8 protein-coding genes are annotated in these 14,528 nt (G+C 64.0%); 5 read left to right on the forward strand and 3 right to left on the reverse strand.

Annotated features, from left to right (window positions below):
• Positions 1-262: 262 nt before the first annotated feature.
• Together rfbB and rfbA are read left to right on the forward strand one after the other, a co-directional pair.
• The gene (gene rfbB, locus KF708_14605; protein ID MBX3413918.1) at positions 263-1,333 is read left to right on the forward strand and encodes a dTDP-glucose 4,6-dehydratase; all 1,071 of its coding nucleotides are present in this window, start codon (positions 263-265) and stop codon (positions 1,331-1,333) included.
• 54 nt (positions 1,334-1,387) lie between these two features.
• Complete coding sequence (gene rfbA, locus KF708_14610) at positions 1,388-2,293, forward strand: glucose-1-phosphate thymidylyltransferase RfbA (GenBank protein ID MBX3413919.1); 906 nt, start codon at positions 1,388-1,390, stop codon at positions 2,291-2,293.
• 8 nt (positions 2,294-2,301) lie between these two features.
• Here rfbA and KF708_14615 read toward each other — a convergent pair whose 3' ends face one another.
• The gene (locus KF708_14615; GenBank protein MBX3413920.1) at positions 2,302-3,816 is read right to left on the reverse strand and encodes an oligosaccharide flippase family protein; all 1,515 of its coding nucleotides are present in this window, start codon (positions 3,814-3,816) and stop codon (positions 2,302-2,304) included.
• 797 nt (positions 3,817-4,613) lie between these two features.
• Here KF708_14615 and KF708_14620 point away from each other — a divergent pair.
• The gene (locus KF708_14620; protein MBX3413921.1) at positions 4,614-7,403 is read left to right on the forward strand and encodes a S8 family serine peptidase; all 2,790 of its coding nucleotides are present in this window, start codon (positions 4,614-4,616) and stop codon (positions 7,401-7,403) included.
• 20 nt (positions 7,404-7,423) lie between these two features.
• On the opposite strand, the gene KF708_14625 is transcribed toward KF708_14620, so the two are convergent.
• Both KF708_14625 and KF708_14630 read right to left on the reverse strand, forming a co-directional pair.
• Positions 7,424-8,941, reverse strand: coding sequence for an undecaprenyl/decaprenyl-phosphate alpha-N-acetylglucosaminyl 1-phosphate transferase (locus KF708_14625; protein MBX3413922.1), 1,518 nt, complete (start codon positions 8,939-8,941; stop codon positions 7,424-7,426).
• 253 nt (positions 8,942-9,194) lie between these two features.
• A complete protein-coding gene (locus KF708_14630) occupies positions 9,195-10,046 on the reverse strand; it encodes a hypothetical protein (protein ID MBX3413923.1) in 852 nt (283 codons plus the stop codon).
• 353 nt (positions 10,047-10,399) lie between these two features.
• On the opposite strand from KF708_14630, the gene KF708_14635 reads away from it, so the two are divergent.
• Positions 10,400-11,446: a ketoacyl-ACP synthase III gene (locus KF708_14635; GenBank protein ID MBX3413924.1), complete on the forward strand. Its 1,047-nt coding sequence runs from the start codon at positions 10,400-10,402 to the stop codon at positions 11,444-11,446.
• Between the two features lie 208 nt (positions 11,447-11,654).
• Complete coding sequence (gene leuS, locus KF708_14640; GenBank protein ID MBX3413925.1) at positions 11,655-14,516, forward strand: leucine--tRNA ligase; 2,862 nt, start codon at positions 11,655-11,657, stop codon at positions 14,514-14,516.
• The last annotated feature ends 12 nt before the right edge of the window (positions 14,517-14,528 follow it).

The raw sequence follows: 14,528 nt of genomic DNA on the forward strand, positions 1-14,528 counted from the left end.
GCGGCGAGCCGATTCTCGGTTGAACCCCTAAAAACGAGGCGAAACAGAACCTTGCCACCCCCCGCAACGCAGGTTTGGTGATCGTCGCAGTGCCGAATCGTCGCCATAGCGAGCTTCGACGATTCGCGGGCACGAACCGCCACGTCCCGGCAGAGAACTTGCAGTTCTGGCGCGAAGCTGGCAAACTCCGGCTGCCAAGCGCGATGCATGCCCGGCAAACGGATGCCGGCCGCCGAATTCACGGATTGTGAGACCCCTATCCATGCGTACCTTGCTGGTCACCGGCGGCGCCGGATTCATCGGAAGCTGCTTTGTGCGGCAGACCCTGGCCGAGGAAGAAGACGTCCGGATTGTCAATTTGGATAAACTGACGTACGCGGGCAATCTGGACTCAATCGAGCCGGTGCTCGGCGATCCTCGTCACACATTCGTGCAGGGCGATATCTGCGATCGTGATGGCGCGCTGGCCCTGCTCGAGACGCATCGACCCCAGGCGATCGTCAATTTTGCCGCCGAGTCGCACGTCGATCGCTCGATCGACGGTCCGGGCGCCTTCGTGCAGACGAACGTCGTAGGCACCTTCCAGATGCTCGAGGCTGCCCGGGCCTACTGGAAAGAGTTGCCAGCGAAGGAGAAGGAGGATTTCCGCTTTCTCCACGTTTCGACCGACGAGGTGTACGGCTCGCTCGGCGCGACGGGCTTTTTCACCGAGGAAACGCCTTACGCGCCGAATTCTCCCTACTCAGCCTCCAAGGCTGCATCCGATCACTTCGTGCGGGCCTATCACCACACCTACGGCCTGCCGGTGCTGATCACGAACTGCTCGAACAATTACGGGCCGTATCAGTTTCCCGAGAAGCTCATCCCGCTCATGATCCTGAATGCCAAGGAGGGCAAGCACTTGCCCGTCTATGGCGACGGTTTGAACGTGCGCGACTGGCTGTTCGTCGAAGATCACTGCCAGGCGATCCGCACGGTGCTGGCCAAGGCCCAGCCCGGCTCGGAATACAACATCGGTGGCAATTGCGAGCGGAAGAACATCGAGATCGTTCACGCGATCTGCGATCTGATCGACCGGCTGGTGCCCGGCCTGCCCCATTCGCCGACCAGGTCGCTGATCAAGAAAGTGGCCGATCGACCGGGGCACGACCGCCGCTATGCGATTGACGCCGGCAAGATCGCCCGGGAGTTGGGCTGGCAGCCGGCCCGGGATTTCGAGTCGGGCCTGGAATTGACCGTGCGCTGGTATTTGGAGAATACGACCTGGGTCGAACGTGTCGCCAGCGGCAAGTACCAGCGCGAGCGGCTTGGTCTGTCCGCGCCCGCTCGGTAAGCTTTTACCTTTCGGCCCCCTGCCCTACCAGCCGCGAGAGCTTGCCCAGCGACCATGAGCGAACCGAACCGTTGTAAGAAGGGGATCATCCTGGCTGGGGGGGCGGGCACGCGTCTGCACCCCATCACGCGCGCCGTCAGCAAGCAGATGCTGCCGGTGTACGACAAGCCGATGATCTACTACCCGCTCTCCACGCTGATGTTGGCGGGCATTCGAGACATCCTGCTGATCTCGACGCCCGAAGATATCGGCGGCTTTCAACGCCTACTGGGCGATGGCAGCCAGGTGGGGTTAGAGATCCACTACGCCGTGCAGCCAAAACCGGAAGGACTCGCGCAGGCGTTCGTCATCGGACGTGAGTTCGTCGGCCAGGACCATTGCGCGCTGGTGCTCGGCGACAATCTCTTTTACGGTCAGGGCTTCCAGATGATGCTGGCCAGCGCGGCCTCGCGCGAAGTCGGCGCCACGGTCTTTGCCTACGCGGTCAAGGATCCCGAACGCTACGGCGTCGTCGAGTTCGACGCGAATGGCAAGGCCATCTCGCTGGCCGAAAAGCCGCAGCAGCCCAAGTCGAACTACGCCGTGCCGGGGTTGTACTTCTACGACAACCAGGTGATCGAGATCGCCAGGAATCTCAAGCCCTCGGCTCGCGGCGAGCTCGAAATCACCGACGTGAATGCCGAGTACCTGCGCCGCGGGCAGTTGCACGTCGAGAAGTTCACGCGCGGCTTCGCCTGGCTCGACACGGGCACGCCCGAGTCGCTGTTGCAGGCGGCCAATTTCATCGAAGCGATCGAACTACGGCAGGGATTGAAGATCGCCTGCATCGAAGAGATCGCCTACCTCAAGGGCTTCATCAATGCGACGCAACTTGCGGCGCTGGCCGAGTCCTTGAAGAAGAATGCGTACGGCGAATACCTGTTCGATCTGCTCGAACGTCCCGGTTTGCACAACGAGTAGCCGCGACGTCAATTGCCGGTCATCCGCCGGCGGTGCCCCCGGTACCATTCGGCGAGCAGGCCATAGTCTCCGGCCACGCGACCGGCGTAATGCTTGCGCAGCCAGGTGAATCCCCCGAGGGCAACGACGCCGCCGAGCGCCGTGAAGATCGCCAGCCGTAGCACGGCATGGTCGAGCGAGCCAGGTATCACGGATGCCAGGCATTCGTGTGCCGCTACGAGCGCCACCGAGAACGCCACGGACGGCGCGAGCACGCGCAGGTAATCGCGTACTCGTACGCCAAAGATCACGAGCGTGATGCCGACGAGGCAAAGGTTCGCGCCGGCGCCGCTGGCTGTCACGGCGAGCACGCTACCGGTGGTACCCCACTTCGTTCCCAGCCAGGCGGCCCCCACAACGCCCATGGCCGAAGTGCTCTGTAATCCGACGAGTATGCGCCATTTGCCTGCCGACTTGAGCACGGCGTCGGCGACGGTGGCCAGGGCACTGCTGGCCCCCAACACGCAGGCGATGGCAATGAGCGGGGCTGCCTCGCGCCATTGCGGTCCCAACACGACCGAGACGAGATCGTCGGCCGCCACGGCCAGCATGGCGAACAGCGGCAGCACGATTGCCGTCAGCAATCGCGTGGAACGCAGCAGACCGGCACGCAAGCGGGCATCGCTTGGCCCGCCGCTGGAGAAGGCCGCAAGCAACAGGTTTTGTAAACCGCTCACGGCGGCCAGCTCAAGTCGATGGACCGTGAAGAAGGCCCGCGTGAATAACCCGAGCGCCTGCGCGCCCAGCACGCGACCGACGACCAGTTGAGGACCCGTTTGCGCGATCGTGGCGCCGAGTCGCACACACAGCAGCGCCACGCCGAAACGGGCCAGCGACGCCGTGCCGGCGAAGTCGATGCGCGAGAGGCAGGCCGTGCGTGCGAGCGCGAGCGACCCGAGCGCGATGATCGTCTCGCGTACCAGGCCACCCAGGACGAGCGACCAGACACCCCAGCCCAGACAGGCGGCCACGATCGATACCAGGCCCGACCCCACGATCTGCGCGACGAGCTCCGTCACGACGTAATCGCGAAAGCGCAGGGCGCGCTGCAATTCGGCGATCGGCACCGTAGCCAGGTTCTGCAGCAGCACGCCGCAGGCGCACCAGCGCACGATCGAGGCACTTTCGCCCTTGAAGCCCAGCCAGGCGATGATGTGCAGACTTGCCACGCACAACACGCCGGTGAGCACGAGCAGCCAGAATGCCCCGGCGACTTGTCCGCGTGCGATGGCTGGCGCACGGACGATCGCGGGAGCTAGCCCGAGTTGTCCCACGAGAGCGGCGAACGTCGTCAAGGCCATGGCGACGGCATAGCTGCCGAACTCGGCTGGTGTGAGCAGCCGCGCCAGTGCGACGATGATGGTGGCCTGCACACTTAAGCCCACCATGCGCGAACCGGAGATCCAGGCTGCGGCATCGAGAACTCGATGTGCGAAGCGGCGCGGCGCGTCGCTCGTCGGCGCTGGCGTTTCGAATGGCATCATGGGTGGTGTCTTTGTCGTGCGGCGAGGCGGCGAGGACTTTGCTCGAAGCGACGTCCGGAGTCAAGATCAGCCGCCAGCAGCGGCATGCTGGCGGCACTACTGCTAGTGTTTCGCCGACGTCGAGGCACTAGCCCTGCCCTTCACTGTCGTGGGAGCCACGACGCGCTAGGGAATCTTGCGGCGCGCGACGAACGCCCTGGCCGTGGCCTCCGTAAAAGGAGCTTGGCCACTGACGGCTACGGACCGTGAGAGGCCGCATTCCGGCGGCGGATCTTGCTGCCAAAACGCCACATTGTTGCCGCGCTGCTGCGCGTGCCGTTCGCCCACGACGAGCGGTGAAGCTCGATCACCTCAGGCGTGTTGCCTCCGGGCAACATCGCTGCCTGTCGTGCTAGCACGCGCGTTACCCACCGTGAAAAGCACTTCCCACGTGCCCGGTCTGACCTAGGGTTCCAGTAACGAGCCTTCAACTGCGTTGGTTGCTCGCGCCACACACTTCTTCGCGCGAGCAATCGACGACGTTCACGGGCAAAGCAGCAGACAAAGCTGCGGCGCCCGCGCGAGCGACGAGTTGAAACTCACAACACTTATCGCACGGCCCGTTCGGGTCGTCGGTTGTTCGATATCCAGGACGATCGCATTTAGCACTTCACGGCCGAAGCTCCCCCGACGGCCTACGGTCCGACACGATCCGCTTGCCCCAGGCGAAGAGCGGTGCGTGCGCACGAGCGCGAGCTCGTCGTCGCGTGCCGGCGCCGCGCGGCGATCGCGTCGAGAGCGCCGAGCGCGAGGTAGGCATGCAAGATTCACAACATCGGGGATACCGCGCTCCGCGCGCACTGAAGCTGGAAACGTTCGAAGAACGTCTGGCTTTTTCTGTGCAGCCCGTGGGCGATTTTCGCATCGACGCCTTCGTCGAGAATTCGACCGGCCAGGGCGAGCTCCAGCACTTCATCCAGGGAGAGCTGGAGCAGTTTGTCGCCAACGGCAACTCCTGGACCGGTCTCTCTCAGGTGCGCAACGACTACGGGTTGATGGGCACCGGTCAGACGGTGGTCGTCATCGATAGCGGCATCGCCTACGATCACACGGCGCTCGGCGGCGGCTACGGCGCGAACTACCGAGTGGTGGGGGGCTGGGATTTCGCCGAAAACGATGCGAATCCCTACGACGATGGACCGGCCGGCGGCCACGGCACCCACGTGGCCGGCATCATCGGCAGTTCGAGCAGTCTCTATCCCGGCGTGGCCCCGGGCGTCGATCTCGTCGGACTCCGCGTGTTCAACGATCAAGGCGCAGGCTACTTCAGTTGGGTCGAAAGCGCCCTCCGCTGGGTGCATCAGAACCGCAACTCGTTCGAGAACCCGATCACCACGGTCAATCTCTCGCTCGGCTCGACGGCCAACGACAATTCGACGCCTTCGTGGGCAATGCTCGAGGACGAGTTCGCACTACTGCGGGCCGACGGCATCTTTATCTCCGTGGCGGCAGGCAACGCCTTCACGAGCTACAACGCGCCGGGCTTGAGTTACCCCGGCTCGAGCAGCAACGTCGTGCCCGTGGCGTCGGCCGATGACAACGGCGCGCTCAGCTACTTCAGCCAGCGCAACAATCGTGTCATCGTGGCGCCGGGACGCTCGGTCATGAGCACCGTGCCCGACTACGTGGGTAATCTGAATGGCCAACCAGACGATTTTGCCCGCATGTCGGGCACGAGCATGGCCGCGCCGTACGTCGCCGCCGCCAGCGTCTTGATCCGCGAGGCCTTTGCCTTCGGCGGAAATCTATCGGTCAGCCAGGACGAGATTTACTCCTGGATGCGGAACACGGCCGACACGATCTTCGACTCTGCCACGAATCAGAACTACCTACGCTTGAATCTCGACCGTGCGATCGACTCGTTGATGCCCGGCGATGATGTCGGCTCGACCGCCGGCACGGCGCAGAACCTGGGCAGTCTGCTGCAGAATGGCTCCTTCTCGGGCACCATTGGCCGCCGCGACGATCGGGACTACTTCCGTTTCACCGCGGGACAAACCGGCCGCTTGACGATCGACATCGACGTCACGCACTACATGCAGACGAGCGTCGAGCTCGTCGGTGGGGGGGGCACCTACGATGCGACGGCGGGCACGTTCACGTTCGATGTCGTCGCCGGCCAGAGCTACACGATCGGGCTCGGCACGACAGGAGGAGTCGGACACTACACGGCCAGCATGACCCTGGTCGGCATGAACGCCGTCAACTTGGGGACCATCGAGGCCAGCCAGTTTGCCGGACAGAGTATCGGCCAGGGCAACAACTTCTTCAGCTTCACGGCTGCCCGCGATCGGTTCTTGACCGTCGATGCGAGCTTCCTCTCGACCGCCGGGAATATCGACCTGCGGCTCTACAACTCGAGCGGCACGCTGGTCGGCTCGAGTCAGGGTACGGGCAATTTCGAACGCATCGACTGCTTCGCGCGGGCCGGCGACACGTTCTATCTCGAGGTGATCGGCACGAACGCGAACGTCAATCTGCGCGTGACGAATCTCGTGGCGCAGAACGACGGCACGGTGTACGTGTTTGGCGCGGCCACGAACGACGTCGTGGAGTTTTCGGCCGGCTCGATGCACGAGGTGGTCGTCAACGGGGTGAGCTACAGCTTCAACAGCGCGAACTTCCGCCGCTTCGACTTCCGCGGCGGCGCCGGCATCGATACGGTCGTGTTGCGCGGCACGGCGGGCGCCGAAAGCGCCGAATTGCGTTTCGGAGGCGGCGAGCTTTCGGGCAATGGTTTCAACGCCCAAGCGACCGGCTTCGAGTTCGTCACGATCGATGGACGCGGGGGGTGGGATCGCGGCGTCGTCTACGACACGCCGAATAATGACACGGTCGTGTCGACCCCCGGCGATACGCGCATCTACGGGCCGGGCTACGAGAATCGCATCCTCAATTTCGAGCAGTTGCAGATCCTCGGCTCGACGGGTGTCGACGTGGCCTTGCTCTACGATTCGGCGGGCGACGACACGTACATCTCGACGCCCGATGCCACACGCATGTACGGCATCGGCTACGAGGTCGTCGTGCGCAAGTTCGATGCGGTGCGGGGTCTCGCCTCGACCGGGTTCGATCGCGCGTTCCTCTACGATTCGGCCGGCAACGACACGCTGACGAGCTGGCCCATCGATACCCGCCTGCAAGGCACGGGACACGACAACGCGGTGCGCGGCTTTGACACGGTGCGCGCCTTTGCCAGCGGGGGCGTAGACCGTGCGGTGCTCAACGATTCGGCCGGCAACGATACGATCACGGCCTGGCCCATCGACGTGCGCCTGCAAGGGGCCGCACACGATATCGCGGTGCGCGATTTCGAAGAGGTCGAGATCTTCCTGACCACCGGGAACGACGTCGCCACGTTCCACGACTCGGTCTGGAACGACAGCTTCTACGGCAGCGGCAGCGAGGCGCGGCTGACCGGTGTGAACTATTCGATCCTGGCGCACGGGCTCGACGAGGTCTGGGCCAACGCGACGCAGGGAGGCACGAACTACCTCTATCTGAGCTCGGTGGACTACCTGTTCCACCAGAGCGGAAACTGGGTCTGAGCGACGACAGGCTCGACCGATCAGGCCGCTTCTTTACGACGGTCGGACGGACCCACCAGCTTGAGCTGGACGCTCGGCACGCCCTCGGGATTGGCGAGCCAATGCTGGCCATAAATGCGCATGACGCGCGCGAGACGCATCAGGTAGAGCGGTTCGGGAATGCCGGCATCGGGGCCCGAGACTCGCAGCTCGCAGCCCCGCGTGGCCCGCTCCCCAAAGCTCATGGCCAACGTCCATTCGCCCTTGTCGTAGTTGGCGCGGGCCTTGTCCGACCAGACTTGTCGCCCCGTCGTTTCACCCTCGGCATGGATCGTGAGCTCGATCGAGCGAGCCTGCCAGAGCGAGGCCTCTTTTACCAGGCGGTTCCACGCCTCGTCGAAGGCCATGCACGATAGCCGATCGAGCGAAGCGCGGCGGGCCGAATGGGCCGAGCCGGTCAGCAGGTGAACGAGCGAATCGAGCACCGAGGCCAGAGAGAGTTTCACCAGAGACAATTCGTAGTGGCCGAAGAGACGAGTCCAGACGAGCAGGACGACGAGACTGAGCGCCGTGGCCCAGGCCAGCGTATCGTTGCGCAGCATCGTGGCGGCAGTGGCCGCGGCGCCGGTCGTCAGGCACAACGCGCCGATAATGCACAGGGCCTGCCAGGTGCTCAGCCCTCGATCGAGCAGGCGATGATGGATGTGTCCGCGGTCGGCCGTGTGAAACGGCAGTCCGCTCAGCTTGCGACGCACTACGGCGAGCGCCGCGTCGAGCATCGGAATGCTCATCACGAGCGCGGGCGCCGTGATCGATAGTGTGGCCGAGGTCTTCAGCGCGCCTTGCACACTGAGGATCCCCACGGCCAGACCGATGACCATGCTGCCGGAGTCGCCCAGATAGATGCTTGCCGGCGGCAGGTTGTAGACGAGAAAGCCAGCCAGTGCTCCTGACAACACCAGCGCGACGAGCGCCACGTGAGGATGGCCGGTCATCGAGGCGATGATGGCCGTCATGGCGCAGGTCGCCAGGCCGACGACCGACGCCAGCCCATCCATGCCGTCGAGCAGATTCAGGGCATTGATACAGCCCACGAGCCAGAAGACCGTCAACGGCACGCCCCACCAGCCCAGGTCGAAGGGGTGTCCGAAAGCGACAATTCGATCCACCGTGCAGCCCGCCAGTACCACGGGCAAGACGGCGACAATCTGCAACATGAGCTTGAATCGCGCGCCCAGGTCGTAGCAATCGTCGACGCATCCCAGGGCACAGACGAATCCGGAGGCGAGCACGACGACGAGCGACAGCCGCGCCATCTCGGGATGATCGGGAGACTGGGAGAGATTCGCAACGACCACGCCAATGATCAGCGCACAGAAGACAGCCACGCCGCCCAACAGGGGGACCGGGGCCTTGTGCAGCTTGCGTTTGCCGTCGGGTTTGTCGACGGCGCCCATCCGCAGTGCCAGATGGCGCGCAAAAGGCGTCAGCAGCAGCGAGGCAGCCAGGGCCGTAACAAAGCTGAGCCACATCGGAAAGCTCGCGATTTCGTCTGTCAAACCAGCCCCCGGTTCCTTCCAGGCGAGTTGCGTCGCCGACGTGCGGGCCGACTGCCGAGAACTCCGCGCACCAGCAGGCTGGCACGGAAGTTGCCTCGTCGTCCGGTCGAGAGAAGTGGCGGGTTAGTACCAAACGACACGCGCCGCGGCAACATCACTTCTCGAGATCCATCGGGTCGAGGAACGTCTCGATCACCAGCCAGCGCGCGATGCTAGCAACAGCGCTTTCCCGCGTAGCGGCCGAAGGAAATGGCTACTTCCATTTCAAGAAGTGGTCGCAAAAGCACTGGTTGAGGTCGGGAATGCGCGCTGCGAGGCGTTCGCTGAGCAGCAGCGTGGGATTCCCCTGCCGCAGGTCGTAGAGGTAGCGGATCAGTTCCTGCTGCGCTTCGGGAGGGCCGTGCAACATGAAATGAACCCAGGCCCAGGCATGGCGATATTCGGCGCGTCCCATTTCTCCCAGATCCTGCATCACCTCGAGCGTGGTGAGCTTGGGCACGCTGCCGAATCGCGCCGCCCACCACGTAGGCGAGAAATGCGGATTGGCGCTCGCCCGATCGGCCGGTGGAACTTCGAAGTACTCGGCGAGTCCCTCATCGAGCCAGAGGGGCACCATCGGCAAGGCGGCGTGCAGCAAGGCGTGCGTCGATTCGTGCCGCACGTCGATCTCGAACTCGCCGTTCACATACGCGTAGACCATCCCCGGGCCGGCGCCTTTGACGTATAACGCCTTGCGAAAGGGAACGTCCGGAAAGCGTTGTGCCAGGTAATCGCGATAGGTGGTCTTATCGCGAAACAGGTAGAGCTCGACCGGTTCTGGCGCCGGGGGGACCTTGAGTCGCTCCACCACGTCGAGTTGGAGCTGCCGCAGCTCGGCGAAGAGCTTTTCCTGGCCAGCGAGTGGGAAATTCGCCCGGCAGGCATAGGGCGGGGCATAGAATCCGTCGACCCAGGGCTCTCCTTCTTGTGCCGCGACCGGCGCAACGGCCCACCCGGCGATCACACAGGTCGCCCAGAGCAAGGGATGGCGTCGGATTCGGGGGGCGAGCAAGGGCAGGACCTCGAACAGGTGGGAGAGGCCGCGATTCGAAGCGGGGTGTAACACAGGACCGCTCGTTTTCGCCTCATCCGCTGGGGGAATCGGCGCGAGCTGCCACGGGGCGGGGCGGAGTATAGCCGCATCGCAAACCTTGATCCAAGACAGGTTTGTCTCCCGCCGCGGCGGCGTTCGTGCAGCCTGGCGTCTGCTTTGCCTTGCGTGGGTTGCCCGTTGCGATTGCCCAAGCTGGTGTCGGTGTGGTAGCTTCGCCCGCAACTCACCTCGCTTTATGTTGCCCGGCCAGGGGGGGGCATGCCGGCGTCGAAGGCGATTTGCGTCCGGCGGAATAGCCCCTTGGCGCGGTCGCCGTGAGTACGGAATCAGAGGTCTGAGGGGAAACTCCGAGAGGAACGAGCGCGGTGAAGTACGCAGCGGTCGGTCCCATTGCCGTGCATTTGCCCGTGGCCGTGGAGACCAATGAACAACTGAAGGCCGAGAATCCCCGCTGGGATGTCGACCTGATCTACGAGAAGGTGGGCATCCGCAAGCGTCACATCGCGGCGCCGGGCGAGTGCGCCTCGGATCTCGGCGTGGCGGCGGCCGAAAAGTTGTTTGCCGATTACGACATCGATCGTTCGACCATCGACTTTCTGCTGCTCTGCACGCAGACCCCCGACTATCCCCTGCCGACGACCGCCTGCCTGATGCAGGATCGGCTCGGTCTGCCTACCCACTGCGGCGCGCTCGATTTCAACCTGGGCTGCTCGGGATTCGTCTATGGGCTGTCGCTGGCCGACGGGCTGATCCGCTCCGGGGCGGCCCGGCGCGTGTTGCTCGTCACGGCCGAAACCTACAGCCGCTACATCACGCCCGACGATCGCTCGCTGCGCACCATTTTTAGCGACGGCGCGGCGGCTACTCTGATCGAGGCGGCGGATGAGCCGAGCCTTGAGGGATTCTGCTTTGGCACCGACGGGCGCGGCGCCGACATGTTGATCGTCAATCGGGGTGGTGCACGCCCCACGGAGCAGGCGATCAAGCCGCGCGGCCGGCAACGCTGGGACAGCTCGCTCTATATGGACGGCGTGAATCTGATCGCCATCACGCTCGAGACCATTCCGGCCATGGTCGAGCGAGTGCTCGAGCTCTCACACAGGCAAGGAAGCGACGTCGACTTCTTTATCATGCACCAGGCCACCCGGTTGATGCTCGAGCAGCTTCGCCAGCGGATAGGGATCGAGCCCGAGCGGCTGCCGATCGTGCTCGATCAGTACGGCAACACGGTTTCGTCGACCGTGCCCATCGTGATCCAGCAGCTTCGGGCCGACGGGCTGCTGACACCGGGTAAACGCTCGATCTTGATCGGCTTCGGCGTGGGTTATTCCTGGGCCGGCTGCCTATGCACGGAGACCTGGCGCGGCGATCGTGCCATCGCGGCCAGGAACCTGGCTCCTTACAATTTCTAAGGTGACGGGGCCGTGCGTTCCGCTGGGGAGATTGCCCGCCGGGGGTTCTTCCCCGGGCATTCTATCCCTAAAATCGGCGTTCGTCGCCGGCGCGGAAGCAACCCGTCGAAGCCTCGATTGCTCTCCGAACGTTACGGGGCGAACTGCCCCCCTGCCCTGATTGTCCTTTCGTCGTTCCACCATCCAAGTCCTCTTTCCCGCATCCGCAATGCCCCGCTACAACCCCGCCGTCGTCGAGCCCAAGTGGCAGAAATACTGGGAAGCTCATCGCACGTTCGCCACGCCGCGCATGCCGCGGGGCGAGAAGTTGTACGTGCTCGACATGTTCCCCTACCCCAGCGGCGATGGTCTGCACGTAGGGCACCCCGAGGGGTATACGGCAACCGACATCGTCTGCCGCTTCCAACGCATGCGCGGCCGCACGGTGATGCACCCGATGGGTTGGGACGCTTTCGGTTTGCCCGCCGAACAGCATGCCAAGAAGACGGGCACGCCACCGCGCATCACCACCGAGCGGAACATCGGGAACTTTCGCCGGCAGTTGAAGATGCTCGGTTTCAGCTACGACTGGGATCGCGAGCTGGCCACCACCGACGTCGATTACTTCCGCTGGACGCAGTGGATCTTTCTCATCCTGTTCGATACCTGGTTCGATGCCGATGCCGAGCGGGGACGGCCGCTTGCCGAGTTGCCGATTCCCGCCGAGGTGAAAAGCGCAGGGGCCGTGGCCGTGCGTCGCTACCAGGATGAACATCGCCTGGCCTATCAGCTCGAAGCGCCGGTGAACTGGTGTCCCGCGCTTGGTACCGTGCTGGCGAACGAAGAAGTGATCGGCGGCGTGAGCGAACGGGGCGGCCATCCAGTGGTGCGGTTGCCGTTGCGACAGTGGATGCTGCGCATCACCGCGTATGCCGATCGACTGGAACGCGATCTCGACGGCCTCGACTGGCCCGAGGGGGTCCGTGCCCTGCAACGCAACTGGATCGGTCGCAGCACCGGCGCCGAAGTAGATTTTCTGCTCGCCGAGGGGACCGAACCCGCGCAAGCCAGGCAGACCTTCGACGCTTGGGCAGACGTCCGCGCCAAGTCGGGCTTCCCGCGCAAGGCCGACGAGCGCGTGCTGCGCATCTACACGACGCGCCCCGACACGCTCTTCGGCGCGACGTACATGGTCGTCGCGCCCGAGCATCCCTACGTGGCGCGTGTTACGACCGACGCGCAACGTCCGGCCGTCGAGGCCTACTGCGAGCAGGCCGCGCGCAAGAGCGATCTCGACCGCACGGATCTCGCCAAGGACAAGACGGGGGTGTTCACCGGCGGCCATGCCATCAATCCCGTGAATGGGGCGCTCGTGCCGATCTGGGTGGCGGATTACGTCCTCATGGGCTACGGCACCGGCGCGATCATGGCCGTGCCGGCGCACGACAGTCGCGACTTCGAGTTTGCCGACAAGTTCAAGCTGCCGATCCGCGCGGTAGTCGACCCCGGAGATGCCGTCGACGCCAAGACGCGCGACGCCGTTCTGGCCGGTTGCGAAGCCTTCACTTCCGTGGGCAAGGCGATCAATTCCGGCGCGTACGACGGGCTCGATACGCAGACCTTCAAGCAGCGCGTGGCCGACGACCTGGCGCAACGCGGCCTGGGGCGCAGCGCCGTGAACTACAAGCTGCGCGACTGGCTCTTCAGCCGGCAGCATTTCTGGGGCGAGCCGTTCCCCATCCTGCACGAGTTGGATGCCGCGGGCCAACCGACGGGATTCGTGCGCACGGTGCCGGCCGAGGAACTGCCCGTGCTGCTTCCCGACTTGGAGAAATACGAATCGCACGGCACGCCGGAGCCGCCGCTGGAGAAAGCACCCGAAGCGTGGCTCTATCCGGTGATCGACGGCGTGCGCTACAAGCGCGAAACGAACAGCATGCCGCAGTGGGCCGGCTCGTGCTGGTATTACCTCCGCTATCTCGACCCGAAGAATGACCAGGCGCTGATCGATCCGGCCATCGAGCAGGCCTGGATGCCGGTCGACTTGTATGTCGGCGGAGCGGAACACGCCGTGCTCCATCTGTTGTACGCGCGCTTCTGGCACAAGGTGCTCTACGATCGGGGAGTCGTCACCACGATCGAGCCGTTCCAGAAACTGGTCAATCAGGGCATGATCCTGGGCGAAATGGAGATGACCGGATACCAGCGCGCCGACGGCAGTTGGGTCGGTGCTGATGAAATTCAGGTGTCTGCAGATGGTGCTTTGAAAATACGGGGCAGCGCTGAGGTTGCAACAAGTGTTAAGGTGCCGATCGAATTGGTGGAAAAGCAAGGCGATGCATTCGTAATAAAAGGAGAGGCTGGAGTCCGCGTCGACAGCCGCGCCTACAAGATGTCGAAGAGCCGTGGCAACGTGGTGAACCCTGATACTGTGGTGGCCGACTATGGCGCCGATTCGTTGCGACTGTACGAGATGTTCATGGGCCCGCTCGAGGCGACGAAGCCCTGGAGCATGACGGGCGTCAACGGCGTGCGCGGTTTCCTCGATCGCGTCTGGCGCATGATCGTCAACGATCGCAGCGAGACGATGGAACTGAACGCCTCGGTGAAGCAGGTCGATCCCACGCCCGAGCAGAACCGCGTGCTGCACCGCACGATCGAAGGCGTGACGGCCGATGTCGAGAACCTCGCCTTCAATACGGCAATTGCCAAGATGATGGAAGCGACGAACTTCTTCACGAAGGAGGACGTCCGCCCGTACGTGGCGATGGAAACACTCGTGCTGCTCCTCGCTCCGTTCGCGCCCCACCTGGCCGAGGAGTTGTGGCAACTGCTGGGGCACGAGAAGACGCTGGCCTACGAGCCGTGGCCCGTGTTCGATCCCGCGGCGGTGAAGGAGGATTCGGTCGAAGTGCCGATCCAGATCAAGGGAAAAATCCGCAGCCGCGTCGTCGTGCCGATCGACACGAGCGCCGCCGATCTCGAAGCGGCCGCGCGTGCCGATGCTCGCACGGCCGAGTTGCTCGCCGGACAGACGGTCGTCAAGACGATTGTCGTGCCGGGGCGGTTGGTGAATTTTGTTACCAAATAGCCGCGTGGCGAA

The organism is Pirellulales bacterium (assembly GCA_019636335.1).
GTDB lineage: Bacteria > Planctomycetota > Planctomycetia > Pirellulales > JAEUIK01 > JAHBXR01.

Excerpts from the sequence above, each read along its gene's own strand:
- KF708_14615 (MBX3413920.1), bottom strand. The coding sequence starts at position 3,816 with ATGATGCCATTCGAAACGCCAGCGCCGACGAGCGACGCGCCGCGCCGC.
- rfbB (MBX3413918.1), top strand. The coding sequence starts at position 263 with ATGCGTACCTTGCTGGTCACCGGCGGCGCCGGATTCATCGGAAGCTGC.
- KF708_14620 (MBX3413921.1), top strand. The coding sequence starts at position 4,614 with ATGCAAGATTCACAACATCGGGGATACCGCGCTCCGCGCGCACTGAAG.
- rfbA (MBX3413919.1), top strand. The coding sequence starts at position 1,388 with ATGAGCGAACCGAACCGTTGTAAGAAGGGGATCATCCTGGCTGGGGGG.
- leuS (MBX3413925.1), top strand. The coding sequence starts at position 11,655 with ATGCCCCGCTACAACCCCGCCGTCGTCGAGCCCAAGTGGCAGAAATAC.